General features: G+C 63.9%; 29 protein-coding genes. 10 read left to right on the top strand and 19 right to left on the bottom strand.

The window, feature by feature from the left end; genetic code table 11:
- Nucleotides 1-23 precede the first annotated feature (23 nt).
- Entirely contained in the window at nucleotides 24-1,913 is a 1,890-nt protein-coding gene (gene speA, locus AC5P8F_RS03365) for an arginine decarboxylase (protein ID WP_014648708.1), read from the bottom strand.
- Between the two features lie 191 nt (nucleotides 1,914-2,104).
- Between speA and speE the strand changes: the two genes are divergently transcribed.
- Nucleotides 2,105-2,959, top strand: coding sequence for a polyamine aminopropyltransferase (gene speE, locus AC5P8F_RS03360; protein WP_014648709.1), 855 nt, complete (start codon nucleotides 2,105-2,107; stop codon nucleotides 2,957-2,959).
- Between the two features lie 124 nt (nucleotides 2,960-3,083).
- On the opposite strand, the gene AC5P8F_RS03355 is transcribed toward speE, so the two are convergent.
- Entirely contained in the window at nucleotides 3,084-3,989 is a 906-nt protein-coding gene (locus AC5P8F_RS03355) for an aspartyl/asparaginyl beta-hydroxylase domain-containing protein (protein WP_185741902.1), read from the bottom strand.
- A 436-nt stretch (nucleotides 3,990-4,425) separates the two neighbouring features.
- On the opposite strand from AC5P8F_RS03355, the gene AC5P8F_RS03350 reads away from it, so the two are divergent.
- Complete coding sequence (locus AC5P8F_RS03350; RefSeq protein ID WP_495227609.1) at nucleotides 4,426-5,085, top strand: RIO1 family regulatory kinase/ATPase domain-containing protein; 660 nt, start codon at nucleotides 4,426-4,428, stop codon at nucleotides 5,083-5,085.
- A 125-nt stretch (nucleotides 5,086-5,210) separates the two neighbouring features.
- On the opposite strand, the gene AC5P8F_RS03345 is transcribed toward AC5P8F_RS03350, so the two are convergent.
- On the bottom strand, nucleotides 5,211-5,549 hold the full coding sequence (locus AC5P8F_RS03345; RefSeq protein WP_005411374.1) for a P-II family nitrogen regulator: 339 nt from the start codon (nucleotides 5,547-5,549) through the stop codon (nucleotides 5,211-5,213).
- Between the two features lie 154 nt (nucleotides 5,550-5,703).
- Between AC5P8F_RS03345 and ubiK (AC5P8F_RS03340) the strand changes: the two genes are divergently transcribed.
- Entirely contained in the window at nucleotides 5,704-5,955 is a 252-nt protein-coding gene (gene ubiK, locus AC5P8F_RS03340) for a ubiquinone biosynthesis accessory factor UbiK (protein ID WP_049441951.1), read from the top strand.
- Between the two features lie 40 nt (nucleotides 5,956-5,995).
- Here ubiK (AC5P8F_RS03340) and AC5P8F_RS03335 read toward each other — a convergent pair whose 3' ends face one another.
- Entirely contained in the window at nucleotides 5,996-6,403 is a 408-nt protein-coding gene (locus AC5P8F_RS03335; protein WP_481453027.1) for a hypothetical protein, read from the bottom strand.
- A 26-nt stretch (nucleotides 6,404-6,429) separates the two neighbouring features.
- A complete protein-coding gene (locus AC5P8F_RS03330; RefSeq protein WP_495220095.1) occupies nucleotides 6,430-6,927 on the bottom strand; it encodes a hypothetical protein in 498 nt (165 codons plus the stop codon).
- A gap of 73 nt (nucleotides 6,928-7,000) precedes the next feature.
- On the opposite strand from AC5P8F_RS03330, the gene ubiK (AC5P8F_RS03325) reads away from it, so the two are divergent.
- Nucleotides 7,001-7,252 carry a ubiquinone biosynthesis accessory factor UbiK gene (gene ubiK, locus AC5P8F_RS03325; RefSeq protein ID WP_262224443.1) on the top strand — a complete coding sequence of 84 codons (252 nt, stop codon included), beginning with the start codon at nucleotides 7,001-7,003 and terminating at the stop codon, nucleotides 7,250-7,252.
- 126 nt (nucleotides 7,253-7,378) lie between these two features.
- Entirely contained in the window at nucleotides 7,379-7,813 is a 435-nt protein-coding gene (gene arr / locus AC5P8F_RS03320) for an NAD(+)--rifampin ADP-ribosyltransferase (protein ID WP_262224444.1), read from the top strand.
- Here the strand turns inward: arr and AC5P8F_RS03315 are convergent.
- From AC5P8F_RS03315 to AC5P8F_RS03305, 3 genes are all read right to left on the bottom strand, one after another.
- Nucleotides 7,806-8,252 (bottom strand): DUF4279 domain-containing protein, encoded by a 447-nt coding sequence (locus tag AC5P8F_RS03315; protein ID WP_495220096.1) that lies wholly within the window; start codon nucleotides 8,250-8,252, stop codon nucleotides 7,806-7,808. The genes arr and AC5P8F_RS03315 overlap by 8 nt on opposite strands.
- Nucleotides 8,253-9,237: 985 nt before the next feature.
- Nucleotides 9,238-9,594 carry a CPCC family cysteine-rich protein gene (locus AC5P8F_RS03310; RefSeq protein ID WP_032958808.1) on the bottom strand — a complete coding sequence of 119 codons (357 nt, stop codon included), beginning with the start codon at nucleotides 9,592-9,594 and terminating at the stop codon, nucleotides 9,238-9,240.
- Between the two features lie 389 nt (nucleotides 9,595-9,983).
- On the bottom strand, nucleotides 9,984-10,586 hold the full coding sequence (locus tag AC5P8F_RS03305; RefSeq protein ID WP_495220097.1) for a DUF998 domain-containing protein: 603 nt from the start codon (nucleotides 10,584-10,586) through the stop codon (nucleotides 9,984-9,986).
- 254 nt (nucleotides 10,587-10,840) lie between these two features.
- On the opposite strand from AC5P8F_RS03305, the gene AC5P8F_RS03300 reads away from it, so the two are divergent.
- The 3 genes from AC5P8F_RS03300 to AC5P8F_RS03290 all read left to right on the top strand — a co-directional run bounded on the left by AC5P8F_RS03300 (nucleotide 10,841) and on the right by AC5P8F_RS03290 (nucleotide 13,123).
- Nucleotides 10,841-11,701: an OST-HTH/LOTUS domain-containing protein gene (locus AC5P8F_RS03300; RefSeq protein ID WP_495220098.1), complete on the top strand. Its 861-nt coding sequence runs from the start codon at nucleotides 10,841-10,843 to the stop codon at nucleotides 11,699-11,701.
- 474 nt (nucleotides 11,702-12,175) lie between these two features.
- The gene (locus tag AC5P8F_RS03295; protein ID WP_495220099.1) at nucleotides 12,176-12,532 is read left to right on the top strand and encodes a hypothetical protein; all 357 of its coding nucleotides are present in this window, start codon (nucleotides 12,176-12,178) and stop codon (nucleotides 12,530-12,532) included.
- A gap of 45 nt (nucleotides 12,533-12,577) precedes the next feature.
- Nucleotides 12,578-13,123, top strand: coding sequence for a cold-shock protein (locus tag AC5P8F_RS03290; protein ID WP_495220100.1), 546 nt, complete (start codon nucleotides 12,578-12,580; stop codon nucleotides 13,121-13,123).
- A gap of 52 nt (nucleotides 13,124-13,175) precedes the next feature.
- On the opposite strand, the gene AC5P8F_RS03285 is transcribed toward AC5P8F_RS03290, so the two are convergent.
- The 5 genes from AC5P8F_RS03285 to AC5P8F_RS03265 form a co-directional block, all read right to left on the bottom strand.
- The gene (locus tag AC5P8F_RS03285; protein ID WP_136191752.1) at nucleotides 13,176-13,733 is read right to left on the bottom strand and encodes a hypothetical protein; all 558 of its coding nucleotides are present in this window, start codon (nucleotides 13,731-13,733) and stop codon (nucleotides 13,176-13,178) included.
- A gap of 78 nt (nucleotides 13,734-13,811) precedes the next feature.
- The gene (locus AC5P8F_RS03280; RefSeq protein ID WP_136191751.1) at nucleotides 13,812-14,219 is read right to left on the bottom strand and encodes a hypothetical protein; all 408 of its coding nucleotides are present in this window, start codon (nucleotides 14,217-14,219) and stop codon (nucleotides 13,812-13,814) included.
- 26 nt (nucleotides 14,220-14,245) lie between these two features.
- The gene (locus tag AC5P8F_RS03275) at nucleotides 14,246-14,686 is read right to left on the bottom strand and encodes an Imm44 family immunity protein (RefSeq protein ID WP_049441965.1); all 441 of its coding nucleotides are present in this window, start codon (nucleotides 14,684-14,686) and stop codon (nucleotides 14,246-14,248) included.
- A gap of 42 nt (nucleotides 14,687-14,728) precedes the next feature.
- Nucleotides 14,729-15,067, bottom strand: coding sequence for a hypothetical protein (locus tag AC5P8F_RS03270; RefSeq protein WP_346601269.1), 339 nt, complete (start codon nucleotides 15,065-15,067; stop codon nucleotides 14,729-14,731).
- Between the two features lie 110 nt (nucleotides 15,068-15,177).
- Nucleotides 15,178-15,576, bottom strand: a complete 399-nt coding sequence (locus AC5P8F_RS03265; RefSeq protein ID WP_495220101.1) for an Imm10 family immunity protein — start codon at nucleotides 15,574-15,576, stop codon at nucleotides 15,178-15,180.
- Nucleotides 15,577-16,330: 754 nt separating this feature from the next.
- Here AC5P8F_RS03265 and AC5P8F_RS03260 point away from each other — a divergent pair.
- Complete coding sequence (locus AC5P8F_RS03260; protein ID WP_445978664.1) at nucleotides 16,331-17,836, top strand: YifB family Mg chelatase-like AAA ATPase; 1,506 nt, start codon at nucleotides 16,331-16,333, stop codon at nucleotides 17,834-17,836.
- A gap of 25 nt (nucleotides 17,837-17,861) precedes the next feature.
- On the opposite strand, the gene AC5P8F_RS03255 is transcribed toward AC5P8F_RS03260, so the two are convergent.
- From AC5P8F_RS03255 to yidA, 4 genes are all read right to left on the bottom strand, one after another.
- Nucleotides 17,862-18,296 (bottom strand): NUDIX hydrolase, encoded by a 435-nt coding sequence (locus tag AC5P8F_RS03255; RefSeq protein WP_049408006.1) that lies wholly within the window; start codon nucleotides 18,294-18,296, stop codon nucleotides 17,862-17,864.
- A 93-nt stretch (nucleotides 18,297-18,389) separates the two neighbouring features.
- Complete coding sequence (locus AC5P8F_RS03250) at nucleotides 18,390-18,779, bottom strand: hypothetical protein (RefSeq protein ID WP_041863926.1); 390 nt, start codon at nucleotides 18,777-18,779, stop codon at nucleotides 18,390-18,392.
- A gap of 177 nt (nucleotides 18,780-18,956) precedes the next feature.
- Nucleotides 18,957-21,275, bottom strand: a complete 2,319-nt coding sequence (locus tag AC5P8F_RS03245) for a TonB-dependent receptor (protein WP_069117701.1) — start codon at nucleotides 21,273-21,275, stop codon at nucleotides 18,957-18,959.
- A gap of 580 nt (nucleotides 21,276-21,855) precedes the next feature.
- A complete protein-coding gene (gene yidA, locus AC5P8F_RS03240; RefSeq protein WP_142235086.1) occupies nucleotides 21,856-22,689 on the bottom strand; it encodes a sugar-phosphatase in 834 nt (277 codons plus the stop codon).
- A gap of 149 nt (nucleotides 22,690-22,838) precedes the next feature.
- On the opposite strand from yidA, the gene AC5P8F_RS03235 reads away from it, so the two are divergent.
- Nucleotides 22,839-23,501, top strand: coding sequence for an exopolysaccharide biosynthesis protein (locus tag AC5P8F_RS03235; RefSeq protein ID WP_032958795.1), 663 nt, complete (start codon nucleotides 22,839-22,841; stop codon nucleotides 23,499-23,501).
- Between the two features lie 131 nt (nucleotides 23,502-23,632).
- On the opposite strand, the gene AC5P8F_RS03230 is transcribed toward AC5P8F_RS03235, so the two are convergent.
- Together AC5P8F_RS03230 and AC5P8F_RS03225 are read right to left on the bottom strand one after the other, a co-directional pair.
- The gene (locus AC5P8F_RS03230; RefSeq protein WP_495227608.1) at nucleotides 23,633-24,943 is read right to left on the bottom strand and encodes a PQQ-dependent sugar dehydrogenase; all 1,311 of its coding nucleotides are present in this window, start codon (nucleotides 24,941-24,943) and stop codon (nucleotides 23,633-23,635) included.
- A complete protein-coding gene (locus AC5P8F_RS03225; protein ID WP_041863928.1) occupies nucleotides 24,936-25,376 on the bottom strand; it encodes a DUF2231 domain-containing protein in 441 nt (146 codons plus the stop codon). The genes AC5P8F_RS03230 and AC5P8F_RS03225 overlap by 8 nt, the downstream gene beginning before the upstream one ends.
- Nucleotides 25,377-25,421: the final 45 nt, after the last annotated feature.

Raw genomic sequence — 25,421 nt, 5'->3', positions numbered from 1 at the left:
CCGGGCAAACCCGGCGCCGTCCATCACACCAGCGGTTCGTCGGACAGGTAGGTGTAACCGGTCAGGCCGGCTTCCAGCGCGTCCGACAGTTCCTGTGCGCGTTCCGGCGACAGCTGCGCTGCAGCCACGCGCTGCGCATAGGTCGCACGCAGTTCGTCCAGGCGGTAACCCACGTAGTCCAGCATCACGTCGGTGGTGTCGCCGCGGCGCTGCTGGGTGATGGCATAGCCATCGGCATCGGCCAGCACTTCCACCGCGTCGGTATCGCCGAACAGGTTGTGGATGTCGCCCAGGATTTCCTGGTAGGCGCCGACCATGAAGAAGCCGATGCGATAGCTCTCGCCCGGCCTCATCTTGTGCAGCGGCAGCGAGCTGTCCAGGCTCTCGTTCTCGACATAGGTTTCCACCATGCCGTCCGAGTCGCAGGTCATGTCGGCGATGATGCCGCGGCGGTCCGGGGTTTCATCCAGGCGCTCGATCGGCACGATCGGGAACACCTGGTCGATCGCCCACACGTCCGGGATCGATTCGAACACGCTGAAGTTGACGAAGTACTTGTCGACCAGGCGCTCGTTCAGTTCGTCCAGCACCGGGCGATGGCTCTTCTCGTCGTAGCTCAGGCGCGCGCGCACGCCGTGGGCGATGGCGTAGAACAGGTCGTCGATGCGCGCACGCTGCGGCAGATCGATCTGGCCCAGCGCGTAGCTGGCCAGGCCTTCGGCATGGAAATGCTGCGCTTCCTGGAACAGTTCCACCGCCGGGCGCACGTCCAGTTCGTCGTGGATCTCGCGCAGGTGGCGGATCGCTGCCGGCTCGTCGTCGTGCTGGTCCGGCACGCGGCCTTCCTGTGCCTCTTCCACTTCCGACACGTTGGCGATCAGCACCGCGTGGTGCGCGGTCATTGCGCGGCCGCACTCGGTGACGATGCGCGGCGGGGTCAGGCCGAACTCTTCGCAGGCATTGGCCAGCGGCTGCACGATGTTGCTGGCGTAGGAATGCAGGCCGTAGTTGATCGAGCAGAAGCTGCGCGAACGGGTACCTTCGTAATCCACGCCCAGGCCACCACCCACGTCGACGTGGGTGATCTTCGCGCCCAGGCGCGACAGCTCCACGAAGTAGCGGGTGGCTTCGCGCATGCCGTTGGCGATGTCGCGCACGTTGGAGATCTGCGAGCCCATGTGGAAGTGCAGCAGGTTCAGGCAGTCGGCGTACTCGGTGTCACGCAGCGACTTCCACAGGTCCAGCAGCTGGCGCGGCGACAGGCCGAACTTGGCCTTGTCGCCACCGCTGTTCTGCCACTTGCCGGCACCCAGCGAGGCCAGGCGCATGCGCACGCCCAGGCCCGGCTTCACGTCCAGCGCCTTGGACTCTTCCAGCACCAGCTTCAGCTCGGACGGCTTCTCGATGACGATGAAGGTCTGCAGGCCCAGCTTGCGGCCGATCAGGGCCAGGCGGATGTACTCGCGGTCCTTGTACCCGTTGCAGACGATCAGGCCACCCGGGCGGGACAGCGCCAGCACGGCCATCAGTTCGGGCTTGCTGCCCGCTTCCAGGCCGAAGCCTTCGCCGTGGTGGCTGGCCAGGGTGCCGGCCACGCCGCGGGTCTGGTTGACCTTGATCGGGTACACGGCGGTGTAGCCGCCGCTGTACTCCCAGTCCTGCTGGGCCTGGGCGAAGGCCGCCTGCAGCTTGCCCAGGCGCTGGCCGAGGATGTCCGGGAAGCGCACCAGCAGCGGCAGCTTGGCACCGGCCGCGCGCGCAGCGTCCACCACCTTGGGCAGCGATACCACCGGGCCGTCCGCCCCGGTCGGTCTCACCACCATGTGCCCGGCCTGATCCACGTCGAAGTAACCGTCCGCCCAATGCGGGATCGAGTAGGTCTTGCGGGCTTGGTCGAGGGACCAATCGGTCATTTCAGTCGGCCTTGTTGGCAATAAAAGGGGGGGCATGATAACGCCTATATGCCCACAGGTTCGTTATCATGCGCGCCCGCGCCCGTGACAGGTTCCAACCTGAACGGGCCGATCCGTCCGGATGTGGCATCTGTGCCACGCGGCCCCGCCCGCCAGCCCGGCTCCACCCCTCCGAACAGGACTGTTTTCCAATGACTGACAGCAACAACTGGTACATCGAACACTTCGAGCGCACCGGCTCGGCCATCGGCTACCGCATCACCGGCAAGCTGGACGAGGTGCAGTCGCCGTTCCAGAAGATCGAGATCTTCCAGACCACCGACTGGGGCAACCTGATGACCATCGACGGGGCCATCATGCTGACCAGCAAGGACAACTTCTTCTACCACGAGATGATCAGCCACCCGGTGCTGTTCACCCACGCTGCGCCCAAGCGCGTGGTGATCATCGGTGGCGGCGACTGCGGCACCCTGCGCGAAGTGCTCAAGCACAGCGGCGTGGAGAGCGTGACCCAGTGCGACATCGACGAGCAGGTCACCGTGATGGCGCGCAAGCACTTTCCGGAACTGTGCGACTCCAACGATGACGCCCGCGCCGAGCTGCTGTTCGACGACGGCGTGGCCTACATGGCCAACTGCCCGGCCGGCAGCGTGGACGTGGTGATCGTCGATTCGACCGACCCGGTCGGCCCCGGCGAAGGCCTGTTCAACAAGGCCTTCTACGAGAGCTGCTTCAAGGCCCTGAAGGACGACGGCATCCTGGTGCAGCAGTCCGAATCGCCGCTGATGCAGCTGGACCTGATCAACGAAATGCGCACCGAGATGGGCAAGGCCGGCTTCGGTTCGTTCAAGACCCTGCCGTTCCCGCAGCCGTGCTACCCCACCGGCTGGTGGAGCGTGACCATGGCGCGCAAGGGCGACAGCAGCTTCGACTTCCGCCAGGCCGACTCGGCCGCCAAGACCTTCAACACCCTGTACTACACCGCCGCGCTGCACACCGGCGTGCTGGTGACCCCGCCGTTCGTGCAGGCGGCACTGAAGGGTTGATCCAAACAAAAACCCGCGCTGGCGACAGCGCGGGTTTTCTGCTTTCTGTAGAGCCGAGCCCACGCTCGGCTGCTCTTCGGACAGGTTGCGGTAAACCCAGCCGAGCATGGGCTCGGCTCTACAGTCAAAGCGCCCAGATGCCCGCAATCACCGCCACCACCAGGCCCCACTTGATCAGCTGGTAGGCCACCACGCTGCGCTCGCGCAGTGCCTTGGCCTTCAGGCGCACCTTGTAGACACTGCCGAACGCCTTGTTGACGCCACCGGTCGGGTCACCCGGCAGGTTCGGCGATGCACCACCGGCCAGCAGCGTGGCCGCCACCGCGCGGTTGAACAGGCCCGGCAGGCCGAAGCGCAGCGGGCGGGCGATGTCGCAGAACAGGATCACCCGGTCCTGCAGCGTCTCGTTGTGCGCATGGTGGATGTAGGTCTCGTCGAACATCATCCACTCGCCGTCGCGCCAGCTCTTCTTGATGCCGTCCACTTCGATGTAGCAGGCATCGTCGTTGGGCGTGCTCAGGCCCAAGTGCAGGCGCAGCGAGCCAGCGAACGGGTCGCGGTGCGGGCGCAGCTCACTGCCCGGTGGCAGCTGCGCGAACATCGCCGCACGCACGTCCGGGATCGACTCGATCAGCGCCGTGGTCTTCGGGCACAGCGTCTTCGCCGACGGGTGCGACGGGCCGTACCACTTCAGGTAGAAGCGCTTCCAGCCACGACGGAAGAACGAATTGAAGCCGGCATCGTTGAACGTGCTGGAGGCAGCGATCTTCTGCGCGTCGCGCAGCGCCAGCGCCTCGTCGCGGATCATCTGCCAGTTCTGGCGCAGCGGCTCCAGCTGCGGGAACTCTTTGCCCGGGTCCAGGAACGGCGTGGTCGGCACCTTCGAGAACATGTACATGACCACGTTGATCGGGGCCATGAAACTGGAGTGGTCCAGCAGCTGGCGCGACCAGCGCGCGCGGACCTTGCCACGGAAGTGGATGTACAGCACGCAGGCCACGAACAGCGCTGCAATGACGATTTTGATGATCAAAGCACTTTCCTCCAGCCGCGGCCGGAACGGGAAACGGGGCGATGCACGGCCAGGCGGCCAGCACCGGTTCGGAACGCGGCAGGGGACGGGGACGTGCCGGAGGGGGGCGGCCGCCGATGTCGCGGGTTAACAGCTTATGGTCGGCAGGGCGCGCGCCGGGGTCAAGCTGGACGTGCGTGGCGTTCAGCGCGCCGCCGATGAATGGGCTGGAAGCGCGCCCAACTCATTGATCCAGCGGGGCAATCCTTATAAGTGAGACGGAATTGTCCGATTCTGCGTGACGAACTGTTCCAGCCACGACCCCGACATTTCTCCGACAAATCGTGGAATAGCGAACTGGCGAGTACTAAAATTAACGAAAACTTAGTAACTCCCTGTAACACCGGTTCGCTTGACGCTTTGCGCCACCCACCGGGTCGTCCGAGACCCCGACATGCATCTTCCTGCTCTTCCCTCCTCCTCCTGCGGCAATGATGCCGCCTCCCCGCTGCTGCTCAAGCGCGGCGAACGTTTCCTGGCCCCCGACGTCTACCGCACCTGCCTGGACGGGCGCGAGGCGGTCATCAAGGACTACTCCCGCTACCGCGGCACTCCCGTTTCGCTGATCGCGCGACTGATGGTGCGCCGCGAGGCCCGCATGCTGCAGCGCCTCGGCGGCTGGAAGCATGCCCCCGCGCTGCTCGGCACCCTCGGTGGCCTGGCACTGGGTATGGAGTTCATCCCGGGCCAGACCCTGAGCACCGCGCAGGCCGTGGGCAATGAAGTGTTCGAGCAGCTGCAGCACGCGCTCAGCCGCCTGCACGCCGCCGGCATCACCCACAACGACCTGCATGGCACCAACGTGGTGGTCAGTGGGGGCGTGCCGGTCCTGATGGATTTCACCTCCGCCTGGCGCGTACCCCGCTGGCTGCGCCGTGGCCCGCTGAGCCGGCAGATGCGCCGCAGCGACATGAAGAACCTGCTGAAGATCCGCCAGCGCGTGACCGGCCAGGCGCCGAGTGCCGCGCAGGCCGCACTGGTGGCCGACCCGGGCTGGGTCGCCGCCGTGCGCCAGGGCTGGAAGCGGTTCTACAAGTGGGCCAAGCGGCGGTAGGGGGCGAGCTCGCTCGACCGCTTTACCGCTCTTTGTAGAGCCGAGCCCGCGCTCGGCTGCTGTTCCTGCATCGCGCGAAATGCAGCCGAGCATGGGCTCGGCTCTACAACATCCCGCCGAGCGGGTTACAACGCGTCCGCGTCCAACTCGCCGGTACGGATACGCACCACGCTGCCCAGGTCGTACACGAACACCTTGCCGTCACCAATCTTGCCGGTGCCGGCGGCCTTCACGATGGCCTCAACCACCGCCTCCACCTGGTCATCGGTCACCGCCACTTCCAGCTTCACCTTCGGCAGGAAATCGACCACATACTCCGCGCCACGGTACAGCTCGGTGTGGCCCTTCTGGCGACCAAAGCCCTTCACTTCCGTCACCGTGATCCCGGTAACCCCACGCTCGGCCAGCGCTTCGCGCACGTCGTCGAGCTTGAACGGCTTGATCACCGCCATGACCATCTTCATCGTCTATCTCCTGTCTTCCGGCGTGGAGGATAGCGCCTGAACACGGCCCGTGCGAAGCCGCTGCCGCCTGTCCGGGCAGTGGGTGCCGGCAGTATCCTTGTGCCCGAACGGCCTGCCCGCGCCGGATGCACGGGCCCACCCCACGGAGCACCCCATGATCGACCTGAATCAAATCGATGACCTCGCCCGTCGCCTCAGCGACCTGGTGCCGCCGGGCCTGCGCGAATCGCGCGAGGAACTGCAGGCCACCTTCAAGAGCGCGCTGCAGGCCGGCCTGGCCAAGCTCGACCTGGTCACCCGCGAGGAGTTCGAAGTGCAGCGCGCGGTGTTGTTGAAGACCCGCGAAAAGCTGGATGCGCTGGAAACGGCCGTGCGCGAGCTGGAAGGGCGCTCGACATCAGATTGAGTTGACGCCACTTTCGCCAGACAGCGAGGCGAAAAGCAGACTACCGCTCATCGTCAAACGCGAAGTGCCTCACATCCTCGAGATCGAACACGGCACGATCCTGCGTCAGCCGAATCCGCCCGGACACCTGCACGCTGGCAGAGATATTGCACAGCCCAGGACTGTTACGCTCCAGGCATATGCGCTTCTGTTCGGCGTAAAAACGTGCGACCGAACTGGCGGCCCCATGCTTGCCGATATCGAGGATTCGTGCGCCATCGCTGCAGTGGGAGTTGCGCAGAACCTCTTCGTGGCGGTTATCCGTTACATATCGAGCTGACAACACGACCTCGTCCCGATCGTATTCGCCGGGACTCTTAGCGATGGCACACAGCACTTCATCATGAGGATCATCCTTTACGGTTGTCGCCCCCCCACTGGCACATGCAGATAGCAGCAGGCCCAGCATGGGCACTAATGACGCTGATTTCATAATCATTTGTCCTTCTCGGTCTTGGGCTGACGCGCTTCCCAGTTTGCAACAGAACCCTCCACCCCCTTGGCCTGTTCATCCTTGCTGATGTTGATCCCGAGGCCTTTAGCAACAACCGCCTCCGTGCCGTAGGCACTCCGCTCTGTGGCACGAACCTCATCACTGGTGGCCGCGGGGCGTCCACGCTCCGCCGTATCAATATCGTGCTGATCTTCTTGGGCGATCACCTGCGCCCCCGTTTTTGGGCTGTCGACCTTGCTGAGATCGACAGTGACTGTCCCCTTCTGATTGGTATTGGCGAGCGTGACTACCTGTGTTGGAAGCCCATCTGCGGCGTAACTCCAAGTCTGGCTTCCGTTCCCATCGGGGAACGTTAGCGTCGAAATCCTGTTGCGCGCATCGTACGCCCGGTCAATGACCTGTAGCCCTTTTCCTAACAAGCCCCGCCAGCCACTGCCTTTGTGCTCGAAAAGTCCTAGGGAATGGACTGAGGAGGCCATCACAAGGTTTCATGCGTGGTTTAACTCGGCGGGCTGAAGATCGAACCGGCTGTTACCCCACGGCCCCCTCCCCATGATCGACCTAAATCAAATCGATGACCTCGCCCGTCGCCTCAGCGACCTGGTGCCCCCGGGCCTGCGCGAATCGCGAGAGGAACTGCAGGCCACCTTCAGGAGCGCGCTGCAGGCCGGCTTGGCCAAGCTCGACCTGGTCACCCGCGAGGAGTTCGAAGTGCAGCGCGCGGTGTTGTTGAAGACCCGCGAAAAGGTGGACGCGCTGGAAACGGCCGTGCGCGAGCTGGCAGGGCGCGGCGCCGCAGAATGAAAAAAGGAGGCGCACCGCGCCTCCCGTTTACAGATTATTTCCCGGATGGGGCCTTGCAGCAAGGCCCACCGGGCGCCCTAGACTCGCCGGACTGTCGATCCGGCAGCACAGAGAGGGGCAGCAGCGATGGCGCAGGACACCGATTGGACACCCGTTTCGCATGACACCTGCGACCAGGTCGCCGGGCCGTTCTATCACGGCACCCGCGCTGACCTCGCCGTGGGCGAGTTGCTGTGTGCGGGCTTCCGGTCCAACTATCGCGACAATGTGGTGATGAACCACATCTACTTCACCACGATTGCCAAAGGCGCCGGGCTGGCCGCGGAGATGGCTCGCGGTGAAGGGCGGCCGCGCGTGTATGTGGTGGAGCCGACCGGGCCGTTTGAAGACGATCCGAATGTGACCAACAAGAAGTTTCCCGGCAACCCGACGCGATCGTATCGGAGTGCGCAGCCGTTGCGGGTGGTTGGGGAGGTTACGGAGTGGGAAGCCTACGACGCGGAGTTCGTTCGGCAGTTGAAGGCGTTTGTTGCTTCGGGGAGTGGGGAGATCATCAACTGATGGCCTGCTGGCGCTGGGCGTTGCGCACTTCTTCATCGGCTTCATAGATGTCCAGCCCGAGCTCAATGCCGCGCTCACCCAAGGCGAGCAGCGCGCGAGGCGAAAGCGAGACACCACCGTTGCTGCTGCACATGAAAAGGCCACAGAACAGATCAGGCCGGAAGCGTGCCAGAGCCTGCCATACGGCGAGATCGCCGGTGAGTTGATCGAGGATCTCGAAGATCTGAGCGGCCAGATATTCAGGCTCACGACGCTCCGCATCAAGTTGCCAGCTTCCAGTCCTGGCGATACGCACGGTGCCTGATCGGCTGCCTCTGAGTTCCTGGCCCTTGTGATGCGATGCGGTCGGGGTCGCCCCGAGCAAGGCACTGACTTCTTCGGGTAGGAGGTCATCCCCGAAGAATCGGAGGGTTACCAGGGAATGATCGAATGCTGCCATGGGAATCCAGCTGTCCTTTTCGGAACGTATTCCAGGTGCGTAGGCCTCGTTGATGCCAGATTCCGGCCGGAACCGGACGACAGCAGCTTCGGAATAGGCCGAACCGGGGGAATCGGCTTGGGCTCAAACGGAGGGCTGGCCGGTCCCTACTTGAACATGTCCAAAAAGCCCAGCCGTAAAAATCATCAAGCCCCATCCGGAAGGCGGACCTGCGCCGCGCATTCTGCCGCAACGGACGCAACCGATGTGCCCTTCAGTCGTGAAAGTGCCGCAAGCGTACGTCGTTCATACGCCTCCGCGACTCCCGGATCTGGCTCGATGAACGGCGATGTGCAGATGTCCTCGACCTTGAATCCCTGGGTGGTCAATGCCAAGACCCGCTCTGGCGTTTTGGGCAATGCACGGGCTACCGCGTAATTGATGGATAGCGAGGCGCCCGCATCTGAAAACGGCTTTAGCGCAGCCGCAACCTCAAGCCATGCAGGATCGCCTACTCGATGCCAGCGGTGACCTGCCCAAACTCCCGCTCGTGCTGCCACAGGTCCCAAAGCACCTTGCGCCCCCCTTCGTTGGCAACGCGATTGAGCACGGCCTGTGCCGAAGGGCGATCCGCCGCGACTGCAGCTGCGCTGGCAATCGCAAGCACGAGTAGGAGCACTGTCATGTTTCTCATGGGACCTGACTCCCTGATGGATGGACCCTTGGATCCGGTCATACGACCTGCCCACAAAGCACCATGTGGCGTACTTTCCCCTGATACAGCGCGATCCTAGGGTGGCTGGGTTCGGCCATCAAGCCGGCGCATGGCCAGATCCAGGCATAGGATCAGAAGCCCCGCGAAATCCACGTTCAAGACATTTGGGCCATGTCCGCTACGGGTCGCTGGCTGGTCAGTGATCCACAGGAAATACCCTGCGCGAGCCAATGTCCGCTCTCGGCCAGTGGTGGACATTCGCGAACGCCATGAGTTGAGCCGCGAAGTGCTTCAGATCGAAAGAACGCCCAGCATCGACCAGTAAGCCTCCTTCTCGTACGAGACACTCTTGCTGTGCCAGTGATTGCCGCCCCTTAGAGCTTCGTAGTGCCCGATCTCCGTGCTGGACAAAGGGCGCCAGCCAGATCCGCGGCGAAAGCCGCTTGCGACCTCGACGCCAAGGGGGAAACTGGAAAGAGCATTCTGCTGCGCTTGCGCCAGAGACTCGCCGTTGGCTCCGCCGGTGGATGTGGGGTTGGCAAGTTGCACTCCGTCATCCTCCCAGTTGCAGATCGGACATATGGCATGGGACCCGTAGACGTCTTCCAGGGTCAGGAAGCCACACGATGGACAAGGCAGATCGATCATTGAGAACCAAGAACCTCAGGTAGACGAATCACTGGACTGGCAGGTGTCGCGTAGGGCTGAAGGGGACGAACGTCCGCTTCGGATCGAGAGCGGCCTCTAGCATTCCGGGTCGCGTTGTCTGGCGCCGGCACGTTTGCATTCAGCCAAGAGCGGGCATCAATCGCAAGAGCCTTCTCTGGGCGCGGTTGCGCTACTTATAGCAGAAGGCGCGCACGACCTTCCCCCTCTTGCCACCCGTGGTGCCAGCATCAAGGAACAGATGGTTGAAGAGCACCCACGGCTTGAACAGCGAGCACACTGGCATGAATCCCGAGAAGATCACCTTGAGCTGGGGCCGGAGAATCGAGAAGTCCTTGTTCGGCCCTCTATGTTCCTGTCGCGCGCCCCCATCAATGCGCAGCCTGCGCCTTCAGCGCGCTTGAACCCCGCCGCATCAGGTACAGCCCCACGAGGAACGGCCACAGCGAGTTGATCGACGAGAAGAGGCGCTGTGTCAGCCCCCTGAATCCCTCCGGATCCGCCCCCACCACGTTCAACCAGAGATAGACAATCCCCGCGATGCTCACCACAGCGGTCACGGCGTACGCCCTTCGGTTGGCCGACCACGCGCTCAGTTCGATGTGCGACATCGCCGGTGCAACGATGTTGGCGATACCGATGGTGTAGAAGCCGTGCATCGGGTGGCCCATGGGCCAGAGCCCGTTGGTCAGCATGGAGATGCCAAAGATCGCCCAGCAGATTGCGCCTACGGCAATCCGGCGACCGGACTCCCGCCATACCCCGATGGAGAACGCCACGAAGCCCATACCGGAGCCGATAGCCGCGATCCTGCCGCAGATGCTTGCAAGCGTTGGCGCCTGCAGCAGCTCGCTGGCGTGCTGCGCAAGCGGGTTGTAGCCCGGCGCGAACAGGGCGGCAACGCTGGTCCAGAACAGGAACCACGGAAGCGGGACCAGACCCGCACAGAGAAGCAGTCGGCTGCGGTGTGACACGTATAGTGGTCCTTGTTTGGCCTGCGCCAGTGGGTGGAATCCGTTCAAACACCGCAGAACCTTCCTGATCGGGGCAGGGTGGCTCCGGCTGACTACAGAGGTAGTCACCTTCTGCGCGACGCCCTAAGGGGTCAATAGGCAGAAAGTCACTCATGCCCGCAAGCGATGCAGACAACAACCTCATCATTCTGGTCCAGCCTGAGCTTCCACCATCTCTGGCTGTAAAGTCGACGTGTCCCATGCTCAGGTTTGCCATGTCCGCCGTCGACCAGAATGACATTGTCGGTGCACAGCACGAAGTGCAACAGCTTCTTGGCCGTTGCATTCTGCGACTTCAGCAGTGCGAGCAACTGATGAGATCCATGCTCGCCTTTCAGAAGTTGTTCGGTACGCCGGAAACACTCCCAATGGCTTTGGACAAGCGCAAAGCAGAGATCAGCGGCAAGACCATGGGGGTGCTGGTAGGTCACCTGACTGCCGAATGCGTGGTCAAAGAGGGCAGCGAAGCCCCTGACGGCCCATCGGGTTACGACAGCAATTCAAGCTTCGTCGCTCTGCACATGGGGCTAGAGTTTCCAGAGCAATCCCATGCAACGCTGCAAGCCGACCTGCGCGAACTGGTGAACCTCAGGAACGTGCTCGTTCACCACTTCATCGAGCAATACGATATCCAGACTGTCGAAGGATGCCTGAAGGCACAGGCTGCACTCAGCCGTTCCTACGCTCAGATCGACCGCCAGTTTCAACGGCTGCGTGCACTTGCGGCAGATGTTGCGCGGGGAGCGAAAGCCTTTGCGGAGCTGGTTCACTCTCCCCAGTTCCATGAGTTTATGGTCAACGGCATCGCGCCTGATGGGCAGATCCATTGGCCGCTCACAGGTATTGTCAGTGCGCTGAGACAGGCCTTCCGAGAACGGGCGATCGACGGCTGGGTGAGTGTGGACACAGCCGTTCGCTGGGTAGCAGAGCACCACCCGGAACAAACCCCCAAGAAGTACGGCTGTGCCCGATGGCGGCACGTCATTCACGAATCTCGTCAGTTCGAACTGCGCCACTTCGCGCACCACGGCCAGTTCGGGGCTTGGTTCCGCGAGCGGCCAGATTCGACTGGCTAGCCAGGCGCCGCTATTGGTAGTAGCAATACGCTTTCGCCTACCAAGTGCTGTCGCATTTGCCGCTCCCTGCGTCTCTAGCGGAAGGTTCTGACGACTCCGTTCCAGAAGTGCCGCTGCGCCAAGCACGCCAAGGCTCTCGCCGCTTCCGGTGCTATGCGACAATGCCAAAAGCGTCTCGGGTTTTGGCGGCATTGACCCCTACCCGTTGGCATTCCGCACAACAGCAGGTAATCGTTACTGCGCCACCGTGCATCGGTGGTCGGGACTCGAAAACCCGGATTGCTAGACGTAAGTTTGCGCTTGCCAGCCGGCACCACCGCGCGTGGTGCCGGCTGGCAATCCGTCTGCCGGCTATGGCGGGCGGGGCGTGGGGGCCTCGTGCCCGCCGGCTTTGTCTAGCAACCGGTTTTCGAGCCACGCCCTGTCCGCCACCTTTATCGGTGGCGGCTTCTGCCTGCAAGCACGGAGCCCGCCATGACCACGCCGCACTCCCCTCCCCCGCGCCCGATCCAGGAAGCGCCGTCACGCGCTCCGAGCCCTGACCCCAACAGCCTCATCGCCATCCTGCACGCCATTGGCGCAGGCGCTGCGGCCGATGGCCAGCCGTGGCCTGAGCGCCATCACCTGCGTGGCCGGCAGATGGCGTTGTCCGACGCCGACTGCGCACTCACCGGCCAGCGCATCGTGCAGGAGATCCTGCTGGCGGCCGAGCGCACGCGCCAGAACGGCGGGCCAGAGCAGTACGTGGGCGACCGGGTGATGGAGGGGCTGGTGATGGCCGATCTGGCGCTGACCGCCTTCATTCACGAGCGGATGCGACCCAAGGACTGAGCGCGCTTATCGCGCGGACCTTTCTGCCTGTGTGTGGGGTGACGAATGAAGAAGCTCGGCCTGGCCGCTGCGGTGATGTGCATCGCGGTGATGTGCATCGCGGTGATCGGCGCGATGTGGGTGGATTGGCCCGAGCCTGCGGGCGATCAGGTGTGGGCCTACCAAAAGCTGCAGCCGGCCGATTACCGCCTGCTGCACAGTGATGCCCGCGGCTTCGTGACCGCGAAGGCCCACGAGGGCTTTGAACTGCACGCGCGCCATGCCGGGGCGACATCCTTCGAGATCCGCTGCAAGGGCGTGCTGGTGATGGACGTGGAGAACGCGCCCTCGCGCGTGCTGATCCGCATGCCTGCCGATGCACGGTGGCGCGCGCCGGACATCGAGCGTCTGCGTATCAGCTTCGAGCGTTGGCTGGATCTGCACCAGAGCCAGGGGCGGTTGCTGGTGGAAAGCGCGGGGCGTTCGTGGGTTGAGGCACGGTTTGGGCGCTTCAATGGGTTGGTGCTGGATGAGCAGCGGTGTCTGCTTGGGGCGCCAGCCGACCGCCAGGCCGCTCCCACCAATTACCTCAGCGCTGAAGTGCCCTCGTAGGCTGACGCTCACGGTTGCGCTGTGCCTGCACCGCATGCGGCACAGCAACTGGTCAGGGGCCAAACCCCAGCGCCATCGCAACCACTTTCCCATCCCGAACGTAGAAGCAAATGCTCGATCCACCTTCCGAGAACCCACAGGTGCGCTCGACATCGAAGCCCCCCAGCGTTGCCTGCTCTGTCTTCCGCTGGCCATATCTGCGTGCTGTGCCGATGGCCTCGGACGCCGGATCACCCATCGCAACGCCTTTCAGCTTCACGCCGCGCAGGCTCTCGGTTCTACCTGCAGTGGGTTGCGCCGCGCTGATCGATGAAACGCGGATCTCATCAATGGTTCGGAACTGCGGAGCCACGTCAGGGTTGGAGGTGATCAGCACCTCCAATCGGGTAGTGGGATCCAGGTATCTACGCCGCATCAGTCCTGTGGCATCCACGACCAGCTCGCCATCACCATAGCGGCGCAGGAAATCCCTCTCGCTGTAGACATGCGGGATGAAACTTCCATCGCGGAAGGCTTTCGATACAAAGTCCACGCGTGGATTCCCTGCGGGGAAGCCTGCTGCTGCAGGCAACATACCCAGCGCAATCAAGATGAGTCTGCGTGTCTTCATGACAACTTCGTCCATCCATCTGAAAGAATGATCACAGAGCATTCTTGACTCGGATAGCCCACTCGTTCCAGAGGCGTATCACCATTCCGGACGATAGCGGTCCTTGTACTCGTCTTGAATCAGTCCTTGGTTCACATAGCGCCCCTGATTGGTCCTCAGCACGTCCCGCGCGAACCTCAAGGCGCCGTCAACCGAATCAAACGTCCACTCGGTACCAAAGGGATGATCAGGATCCACCGCCTCGAACTCGTACACATCGATGAAGCCAGGCGCTCCATTGTCAAATACTTCGCAAAGACGAACCCTCCAGGCGTTCAGATTGGCCTGCTCAATGGAGACAAAGCGAATCACACGCTGATCCAACTCATATCGATCGGAGAGCAGCTGCTCGACATCGCGGCCCGCCGAAAGATTGCCTGTTACATCCAGATCACAAAGATAGCGCTGCAATGGATCCCTCATTCCGTTGAGAAAATTGACCAGCAAGTGAGCATCGGTGACTTCCGGAGCGACTAGGACGCCTCGCCCGAGGCATAGTGCCATGCACCCGACGATTGGCCGTTGTAACGGCTATCGATGTCCTCCAGCCATACCTTCAGATCCATCAGAAACCTTGCATGGTCGAAGTCCTTGAACTTCACCCTGCCCAGTTGCTCCGCCAACTGCTCAAGCAATTCGCGGGAGACATACCGCATTTTCTCCTTCATCGAGAGCGGAACGATGGTCGGCAGGTCAAGCATCACATCGGTATAGAACTCCGCCTTCTTTCGCCGAAACTGCACTCTTCGCTTGAAATCCAGCTCGGGATCTCGACACACGAAAAGCAATGCCACAGAAGCCACTTCGTTCCCGTAGCTCCTGGACTCGAATGTGGCGGAGCGCTCTACGTAATGACTTTTTATCCTGCCAACATGCGACTCCCAGTCGCAGTCCGCCACGAAGTTCAGTTTCATCAGTCCCACGCTCCATGCCAGTGCTGCGCGCGCATCCCCCACCTATTCGAGCAGGTCGTGTAGATCGATGCCAGACGGATTCGCCAGGCGCTTCTCGCGACCCACATGGTGAAGCTCGAAGGTGCCTTTCTCTGAATCGATGACACGGGTGCCATCAAGCACCGCCAGAAACCCGAAGACCGCCGAACGGGCAGCTTCACCGGCAACGGCTCGCAACATGTCGGCTTCTACAGCGGACAAGCTGTTGGACCATTCGGACGGTGCCAACAGGTCTGGGGCCACCCGACGGCCCGGTGGATACGCCAGGTTCGAGATCGTACTACCCACGGATGATTCAAGCACATAGCGCTGGATAGCGGATACAAATTCGTCAGCTTTCATGCCACTCCCCCGGCTTTGAAAATGAGCCGGAACACATTCGCCTGTCCGGACCTGCTGCCTCTTGTCCCCGCTCAGCCCGCCTCTCGCAGGCAGTGCGGCACAGCATGAACTCAATCCGGTCCAGACGAGTTCAGATCAAGCGGAATACCCTCCGCAACACAGATTTTCCGCAACGCGGCCTTCAGCTTGCTGCCGTTTTCCAACGTTTTCAGTGTCACTGCAATCCCACCAGTGATCCCAAGCTTCCTCTGTGCACTTTCGGAGAGAGACAGCTCAAGCTCCATGCGCCGCAGAGAGATATGCACCAGACCGCCATAGCAAGGCTCAAGACCTCCACCGACCTCGATATGGGCGTGCGCCATGCCCAACTCTTCGTCCTGGTCGTCATACGCCTTCGCGTTCTGCAATACCACGTAACGAGACGGATTCGTCGAGCTGTCGGCCAAGCCAACTACGATGCAGTAGTCATCTTCCTCTATGGAAACGACTTCGGCCTTGAATCTGTACATTTCCCGGGTACTCCTGACATGTGGAAAACTCAATGTCTACTCCGCCGCTGTCCTGGTGCCGCTCTCAGCACGCAGGGTCGTATCGTTGTCACCCTTCCAGCCCACCTGGGTGCCACTCGCCCCGCCTGCGAGCCCATCCATACTTTTGTCTGTTCCCCCGCCGCTCGATCATCAAGGGCGGCGCCAACGTCAGGGGCGGTCTGTACTGACGGAAACCGAGCCGTCTTCCAGCAGGTGGACGCTTACATATGCGTCTGGCGGAGGTATCCGATCGATCGACGCCCCTGCGGGGAGAATGTCCCAACTTGTGATCGGGCCGCAGACTGTCCTATGCACCAAACGGCTGCTATCCAACCCTCTCTTGGCAAGCTCGGCCACAACTACTTCAGGCGGCTGGCGGTCGAAGCCCTTGTAGGCTGTGCACGTCTCTCCCGTCTGGCCAATGGGATACGTTGAACTCTCCACCTCATCCCGGCACCCCGGCAGGCCCATGGCGAGCGAGAGGGCCATCATTACTCGAATGCACTGCATTTCAGCTCGTTCCTTTCCTTCACTGCCCTGTAGTACGCCTTGTCTGACGCAAGGCCTGCGAGACCGCCATCGCAGAGCCGCGCTGCACAGATCATTTGCCCTCGATGCGCACGCTGCACCCTTTGCAGGCAGAAATACCCCGAGACGCATTGCCGGCAAACCCCGATAGTCCCACGCAGATTACCTGCCGCATCATCAGGCGTCTTTCTGCAGGAATCCACACATGAGCCTGGCGCTGGTCCACAGCCGTGCCCGCGCCGGGGTCGATGCCCCGCTGGTGCGGGTGGAAGTGCACCTCTCTGGCGGCCTGCCCGCCACCCAGATTGTCGGCCTGGCCGAGACCAGCGTGCGCGAATCCCGCGAGCGCGTGCGTGCCGCGCTGCTCTGTGCACGCTTCGACTTTCCGCAGCGGCGCATCACGCTCAACCTCGCGCCTGCCGACCTGCCCAAGGAAGGTGGGCGCTACGACCTGGCCATCGCGCTGGGCATTCTTGCCGCGAGTGGCCAGGTCGATCCGCAGTCGCTGCTGCAATACGAGTTCCTAGGTGAGCTGGGGCTGACCGGCGAACTGCGGCCGGTGGCCGGAGCGCTGCCTGCTGCGATTGCGGCGGCTGATGCCGGCCGCATCCTGGTGGTGCCGCCCGGCAATGCCGCCGAGGCGGCGCTGGCCGAGCACGCGGATGTGCGCGTGGCGCGCACGCTACTGGAGTGCTGTGCCGGTCTGGGCAATCCGCGCCTGCTGCCGCCCGTGGAGCGCGTGGACACGACACCGTTGCCCCTGCCCGATCTGGCCGACGTGCGGGGGCAGGCGCATGCACGGCGCGCGTTGGAGGTTGCCGCAGCGGGGGGTCATCACCTTCTGCTGATCGGCAGCCCTGGCTGCGGCAAGACGCTCTTGGCTTCGCGCCTGCCCAGCCTGTTGCCGGATACCGAGGAAGCCGAGGCGTTGCAGATGGCCGCGATTGCCTCGGTGAGTGGCGAAGGGCTGGACCCAAGACGATGGCGGCAGCGGCCCTTCCGGGCACCGCACCACAGTGCGAGCGCGGCGGCGCTGGTGGGTGGCGGCAATCCGCCCTGCCCTGGCGAAATCTCGCTGGCCCATCACGGCGTGCTGTTCCTGGATGAGCTTCCGGAGTGGAACCGCAGTGCGTTGGAGACCCTGCGCGAGCCGCTGGAATCCGGCCACATCCGCATCGCCCGCGCGGCACGCAGCGTGCAGTATCCAGCGCGATTCCAGCTGGTGGCGGCGATGAATCCCTGCCCCTGCGGCTGGGCTGGCGACCGCAGCAACCGCTGCCTGTGCAGTGATGAGCGCATCAACCGCTACCGTGCGCGCGTGTCCGGCCCGTTGCTGGACCGTATCGACCTGCATATCAGTGTGGCCCGTATGGACGCAGTGGAGTTGCGGGAGAGCACGCCGCTGGGGGAGCCCAGTGCGGCGGTACGTGCACGGGTGGAAGCCGCCCATGCCAAGCAGCAGGTGCGTGGCGGGCTCAACGCGCATCTGCCGCCGGCGGCACTGCGGGCCTGTACCCGACTGAGCGAGGCAGATCAGGACATGCTGGAACAGGCCATCGAGCGCCTGCAGCTGTCGGCGCGGGCGATGCACCGGATTCTGCGGGTGGCGCGCACGATTGCCGATCTGGCGGGTTGCGAAACGATCCAGACGGCGCATCTGGCCGAGGCCATTGGCTACCGGCAGCTGGACCGGGGGAAGGCGAGCACGTAATCGCAGCGGGCAGAATCAGGCCGCGTCATGCGGGCACACGTTCAAAAAGATCCGGCAGCCATTCCGGCTTGAACAGGGAAGCAGGCTGTTCTCTCATCTCTTCTACGCGCCACCATTTCCACGCCCTGATCGTGGCATTTTCCTCCTCCGTCCACCCGTCACGCTGGATGTCGGGCTGGTTGGGGCTGCGGACCAGAAAATATTCTTCCAGCCATCGCGCGGGCGTTGATCGGGCGACCGCGTAGATGGCATCGCGCTTTTCCAGCCGCACGCCTATCGGCAGATCCAATCCGGTCTCCTCCCTGAGCTCACGCCGTGCGGCGTCCGCATATCCCTCCCCGGGCAGAAGCTCCCCGCCCGGTGTAGCCCAGAACGGAGCGTGGTGTTCATCGTGATACCGGAACAGCAACACCGCATCCTCAGCAACGATCACAAGGCGTGCAGATCGTCTGATTTCCATCGTTTCCCGTCCTTACCAGCCCGCCCCAGAATAGGCCAAAAGCAGGCGGACCAAGAGAAAGCCATCAACGCGTGTCGATTCCTGGCCAGTGATTCACTTTCCCAGGATGGGCGCCTGTCGCCGGACGGCAACGGACGCCATGCGGCGGCTGACAAGGCCGAAGAGGTCCTGCAGTTCGGCTGCGCGCTCGGGCGTGCTGTTGCTGCCGAAAAGCACACGCGCCAGCGCGGCTTCACGGGTGTCATGCGGGAACCGCAGGCGGTCCCGGTACACCTTCTGGCACACCAGCCAGGCCCGGCGCAGCCCACCGCCGGGCAGCGGGCGGACCACGCGTTCGTAGACCTGCCAGAACTGGTACTCGCCCTGCAGATCGATCGCCGGCGCCACGGACAGAGCCTGCCGGGGCCGTCCTGGGCCCCGGATGCCGAACAACGGGGTTCGCGGGTTGTGCTGTGCCATGCCAACAGGATGACCCAGCAACATTGTGGGAACCTTGCGTCGCCGCCAGAAAACCCCTGTTGTTTGCGCAAGGCGGGTTTCTAGGCGGGTTTTGGGGGTCAGAGCCCTTTGCTGCGCAAAGGGCTCTGACCCCGATCACGGGGTGGCTGCGGGGTCGGATCCCTTTGCGCAGCAAAGGGCTCTGACCCCACCCTCATCGCCTCAGAACGCCATCGAGGTACTGAACATCAGCTGCCGTGGCGCGCTGCGCTGCAGGGTCTGGTAATCCCCCGAGAACGACGAGCCGGCAATGGTGGCGGTGCCGATGTTGTGGCGGTTGAACAGGTTGCTCACGTCCAGCCGCAGCTCCAGGCCGGGCACCGCGCTGTCGGCACCGAAGCGGTAGGCGGCATAGGTGTTGACCTGCCAGAACGTCGGCACGCGGATGTCGTTCTCGTAGGTGAAGGGCTGGCGCAGGTAGGAGGTGCTGGTGGCGCCAAAACGCCAGTCACCGAAATGCGCTGACAGGTCGCTGACCAGCGAGATCTGCGGGTAGCCCGGCTGCGCGTTGCCCTTGATCGGGTACACCGTGTCGCCCACCACGAAATCGCTGTCGTAGTACGAACGGGCCACGGCCACGCCCTGGTAGAACTGCAGGTGGTCAGTCAGGTCGGCGGTGATGCCGAGGTCGGCACCGATCACGTGCATCTTCGGCATCAGCCGCACGGTGTTGATCTGTGCGAACTGGGTGCCGATGGCGGCCGACAGCAGTCGGTTGCGGATGTCGTTGTAGAACACGTCGCCGGTGATCGTCAGCCGGTCGAAGCGATGCGATGCGCCCACGGTGAGGTTCCAGTTCTTCTCCGGGCGCAGCGTGCCGGCCACGCGGTCGAACTCCTCCTGGTCGGTGATGGTCCACGCCGAGGCGGTGTAGCCGATGTTGCCGCGCTGGGCCACGCGATAGCCGTTCATGGTATTGGCCAGGTCGATGAAGGCATCGGTGGATTCGGTCGGGCTCCAGAACAGCGAGACGTGCGGCAGGAAGTTGCTCTTCGCGCGCAGCGTGCCGTTCACCGGCCGGTCCTTGGCGTCACCGAGGCCGCCGCCGCGGGTGCGGAAGTCCACGGCCTTGAAGCCGACACCCAGCTTCAGCGTGTCGTTCAGCACGATGTCGTCCTGCAGGTAGAACTGGCGCGAGCGGGTCACCCAGCTCGATGCGTTGTCGGTCTTGAACGCGGGGCCGTACACATCGAACGGACCGGTGGCCTTCAGCGGCGGGCCCTCGCCCAGCAGCGGCTGCTGGTACCACTCGGTCTTGGCGGCGGCCTTGCTCTTCTCCTGCCAGAAGCCGGCGGTGACGGTGTGCGCGCCGGTCTCGAACTGCAGGTTGACCATGCCGCCCAGCCGGTTGAGGCGCGGGGTCTGCACCTGTTCGGAGAACGGCGCGCCGTTGGGCGACGGCACGTTCGGGTCGGTCAGCGTGGCCTGGGTGTGGCTGTTGGCGTTGTACAGCTGCACGTTGCCGCTCAGCGCCGGACTGATCTGGAAGCGGTGGTTGATCGAGGACACGCGGTCACGCGTGCTCTGGCCGGTGTCGTAGGGAATAAGCCCGGACAGTTCACCACAGGTATAGGCGCCGCAGGATTTGTCTGCGTTCTCCGGCGAGGCCACGTAATACGCCCAGGCGTAGTCCGGGTAGAAGATGTCGGCCTTCCAGCCCAGCTTGCGGATCATGTCGAAGGAAATGTTGTTGTAACCCCAGACCTTGGCCTTGCTGTCGGACAGGAACACGGTGACATCGCCCCAGGCGACGTCCTGCTGCAGCTTCAGGTCGCCGCGCAGGAAGTTCTGCGTGCCCTCGCCCTGGTACTTGTCGGCGGACACGCGCTGCAGGTCGACCAGCACTTTCGGGCCATGCTCGCCGAGCTGGCCGCTCTGCCCGGATACGGTGGTGACCAGCGTGCTGTTGCTGCCCACGCCCTGCTTCACGCGCAGGCTGGGCGTGTCCTGCAGGTCGCGCAGGCGGTATTCCAAGCTGCCGCCGTTGACGCTGCTGGAGAACACGCTGACCGGTGCGCCACCGGGGCTGACCGTGATCGCGCCGATGCCATCGGGCACGCCCACGTTCACCACGCTGGTGCCGGTAAGCGAGAGGAAGCCGTTGTCATTCAGCGGCACGCCTTCGAAGGTGATGCCCATTTCGTTCATGCGGAAGCCGCGCACGAACAGGCTGGTGGCGGAGATATCCAGGCCCAGCCCATCGGTGGCGGTATAGCTCGCGCCCGGCACCTGCTTCAGCATGGCCAGGCCATTGTTGCCGGTGACCATCGCGTCGAGGTCCTCGGCCTTGATGATGTAGCGGTTGGGACCGACCACCTGGGTCGGTGCCACGGCCGCACCGCGCGGCGTGGCGATGACCTGCAGGGCGTTGAGCGTGGTGGGCGTGTCGAGCGCGGCGTCGTGCGTGTCTGCTGCGTAGGCAGGTGCAGTGGTGGCCGCGATGATGGCCAGGGCGAGGCGCGTCGTGGGTGGGGTGTTCATGGCAGTAGATCCAGGGTGCAGGGAGAGAGCCGCGCAGGCGCACGCCCAGCGCGTTGCAGCGCCGGTGTCGGCGCCCTGGCTGGCGGTGCGATTGCGTTGAGAGAGCGACGGCGCGGTGCGCGCCGGTCAGCAGAGGAAGACGATCATCTGCCGCAGGATTCGATGGCGTGATTTCGACGTGCGAAATTCTTGCATCGCGCTGCCGCATCCGCCATTGCGCGGTGGTACAGCGCCGATGGCGGTGGGGATGGGTGGGCTATACGTGGGTATAGACCCAGGTCGGCGCTGGCCGCCTGCGTGTGCCAACCAAGGTTGGCACCTGCCGGGGCGAATGGGGCCTGGTAGAGGCCGACCTTGGTCGGCGCTTGCCGCCTGCGTGTGCCAACCAAGGTTGGCACCTGCCGGGGCGAATGGGGCCTGGTAGAGGCCGACCTTGGTCGGCGCTTGCCGTCTGCGCGTGCCAACCAAGGTTGGCACCTACCGGGGCGAATGGGGCCTGGTAGAGGCCGACCTTGGTCGGCGCTTGCCGATTGTGTGTGCCAACCAAGGTTGGCAGCTACCAGAGCGTAGGGACGCGCGGTTACTGCAGGACGAAACGCTCGATCGCGCGCGCCACGCCTTCATCGGCATTGCTGCTGGTCTCAAACCGCGCCACCGCCTTCACCGCATCGATGGCATTGCCCATGGCCACGCTGGTACCGGCGTACTGCAGCATGGTGAGGTCGTTCTCCTGGTCGCCGATGGCCATCACGTTGGCGCGGTCGATGCCCAGGTGCTCGGCCAACTTCTGCAGGCTCGGCCCCTTGCCGGCGCGGTGGTCGAACACTTCCAGGAAGAACGGCGCGCTCTTCAATACCGCGAAGCGCTCGGTCAGCGCGCTGGGCAGGCGCGCGATGGCAGCGTCCAGCACCTCGGGTTCGTCGATCATCATCAGCTTGATGAAGGACATGGACGGGTCCATGTCTTCCACGCGGCGATACGACAGCGGCATCCGCGAAAGATGCGAGTCGGCCACGGTGTAGTAGCTGATGTCCTGGTTGGGCGTGTACATGCGCTGGCTGTCCAGCGCCTGGAAGTGCACGCCCAAGTCGCGGGCGACCTGCTCGCAGAACAGGAAGTCGTCGAAGCTGAGCGGATACTCGACCACGGTTTCGCGCGTGCCGATGCGCTGCACCAGGCCGCCATTGCAGGCGATGCAGTAGTCGTCGTTGCCGGTGATGCCGAGCTCGTGCAGGTACGGCGCCAGGCCGGGAACCGGGCGGCCACTGGTCAGCACGATGTGCACGCCCAGTGCGCGCGCCTGCGCGATGGCCTTCCTGGCGCGGGGGGTGAGCTGGTGCGACGGGTCCAGCAGCGTGCCATCCATGTCGATGGCGACCAGTTCGATGGTCGATTGCCTGCGGCCCATGTCCATTGCGTTCAACTCATGCGGGGCACGGCAGTTTACCCCCTCATGCCCGGTTCACCTCTTTGCCCACCTTGGCCGGGATACTGCAGGAGCCTGTGCGTCCCCCACCGCAGGACGGCCCATTGACCGCCCTTCCCTGGAGAACCTTGCGACGCATGACCTACCGTGCCCCCGAAACCAATGACAGCGCGCCCCTGGCCCAGCAGATCGAGCAGATGATCGACGAGCTGCCCGGCGACCAGGTGAGCGTCGGCACCCTGCTCAGCGCGCTGGGCGATGAGGGCCTGCTGCTGGTCGTGATCCTGCTCTCGGCCATCTTCATCATCCCGGTGTCGATTCCCGGGCTGAGCACGGTGTTTGGCGCCTCGATCCTGCTGATCGGCCTGAGCCGGGTGCGCAACCGCCCGCTGTGGGTGCCGCAGAAGCTGGCGCGCCGCGGGATCGCCACCGACAAGCTGAAGGCCAACCTGGGCCGTGCGCTGAAATGGGTGCACCGCATGGAGCGGCTGTCGCGGCCGATGCGGCTGGCGGTGATGGTGCGCTCGAAGAAGATGATGCGCCTGAACAACCTGATGCTGGTGTTCGCGACCCTGCTGCTGATGGCACCGGCCGGGCCGATTCCCTTCAGCAACACGCTGCCGGCGCTGGCGCTGATGTCGTTTGCGATTGGCTTCATCCAGCGCGATGGTGCGGCGGTGGCAGCCGGCTACGGCTTCGTGGTGGCCACGGTGGTGTACTTCGGCGTGCTGCTGGGCGGCGTGGGATTTGCCGCCGAATCGGTGTTCAGCGGGTTCCGCAGCAGTACCGCCGAACTGTAGAGCCGAGCCCATGCTCGGCTGCTGTTCGCTCGGTGCACGGAAACCCGCGCGCTGCGCGCGTAAGCCGAGCATGGGCTCGGCTCTACAAAGGCCGGATCCACAGCAGTCGAGCGTGGCTCGACGCTACACAGCTATTTCGCCGACACCCGCCACACCACGTCGCCCACGTCGTCGGCCACCAGCAGTGCGCCCTCGGCATCCATCGCCATGCCCACCGGCGCACCCATCAGGGTCTTCTCGTCCTTCGAGGTGAAGCCGCTGACCACGGTCTGCGGCCGCCCGGTCGGCTTGCCGTCCTTGAACGGTACGTAGACCACTTCGTAGCCACTCAGTGGCGAGCGGTCCCAGCTGCCGTGCTCGCCGATGAAGGCGCCGCCGTGGTACTGCGCCGGCAGTGCCTGGCCGGTGTAGAACAGCAGGCCCAGCGGTGCCACGTGCGAGCCGATGGCATAGTCCGGCACGATCGCCTTGGCCACCAGGTCCGGCCGCTGCGGCTGCACGCGCTCGTCCACGTGCTGGCCGTAGTAGCTGTAGGGCCAGCCGTAGAAGCCATCTTCCTTCACCGAGGTGAGGTAATCCGGCACCAGGTCGGCACCGATCTCATCACGCTCGTTGGCCACGGCCCACAGCTGGCCAGTGCTCGGCTCCCAGTCCAGCCCGGTCGGGTTGCGGATGCCCGACGCAAAGATGCGGCTGCCACGGGTAGCTACGTCCACCTCCAGCACGACCGCGCGGCGGTATTCGACGGCCAGGCCATTTTCAGTAATGTTGCTGTTGGAGCCGACGCCCACGTACAGCTTGCTGCCATCGCGGCTGGCCAGCAGTTCCTTGGTCCAGTGGTGGTTGATGGTGCTGGGCAGGTCGGTGAACTCGCGGCCCTTGTCGGCCATGCGGGTTTCGCCGGGCACGTAGTGGTACTGCATGATGTTGCCGGTGTTGGCCACATACAGCGTGTCACCGATCAGCTGGATGCCGAACGGCGAGTGCAGGCCTTCGATGTAGACGTGCTGGGTCCAGGTGTTGGTGCCTGGCGAGCGGCGCAGCAGGGTGACCCGGTTGCCGCCCTTGCCAGCCTTGCCCGAGCGCGCCTTCACCTTGCCGGCGATCCACTGCTTGGGTGTGGTGACCGGCTCTTCGCCGGGGCCATTGCCTTCCACCACCAGTACATCGCCGTTGGGCAGGGTCAGCAGCCGGCGCGGGTGCTGCAGGTTGGCGGCGATGCGCTCGATCTTCAGGCCTTCGGCCACCGTGGGGGCCTGGCCGTCGGCCCAGCCCACGCCCTTGGGCACCTGCATCGGCGGCATCAGGAAGTTGGCCGGCTTGGGCAGTGGCGGCTGCGGTCCCGACTGGTCGGCCGGATGGTATTCGGCCTTGCCGGCGCAGGCCGACAGGGTGACGGCCAGTGCCAGCGCGGCCACGGTGGGCAGGATGTGCTTAGCCATGACGACCTCCCTGCAGCACCGGCGGCTGCAATGACAACAGGATCAGGCCCAGGGCGATCAGGGCCACGGTCAGCGCCGACAGGATCGTGCCCGGCACAGCAACGGCATACGCATCGCGGCTGTGCACGAAGGCGTTCCAGATGGCCAGCACCACCGCGACCAGGTTGAGGAAGAAGTCGATGCGGTCGATGCGGGTGGCCGTGCCGTTGCGGCGCCAGACCGCGAACAGGTTGATCAGGCGCGGCACGATGGCGATCAGCAGGCCGAACGTGATCAGCCAAGCGGCGGCCTTGCCCCACATCACCTCGGCGCTGTTGAGATAGATCGCGTCGAAGATCAGTGCACCGACGAAGAAGCCGAAGGGTATCGGGTTCAACAGGCTGAACAGCGTGGTGCCGAGGCCGCGATGGGCCTGGGCGAGCGGATTGACCATCATCGTGCTCCGTGCGGAAGGGTGCACGGGCTGTAGTAGCACAGC

It is taken from the genome of Stenotrophomonas sp. YJH_SMC_69 (genome assembly GCF_059370495.1).
Note: the sequence above shows the minus strand (reverse complement) of the source record. Positions and strands in the feature narration are given on the sequence as shown.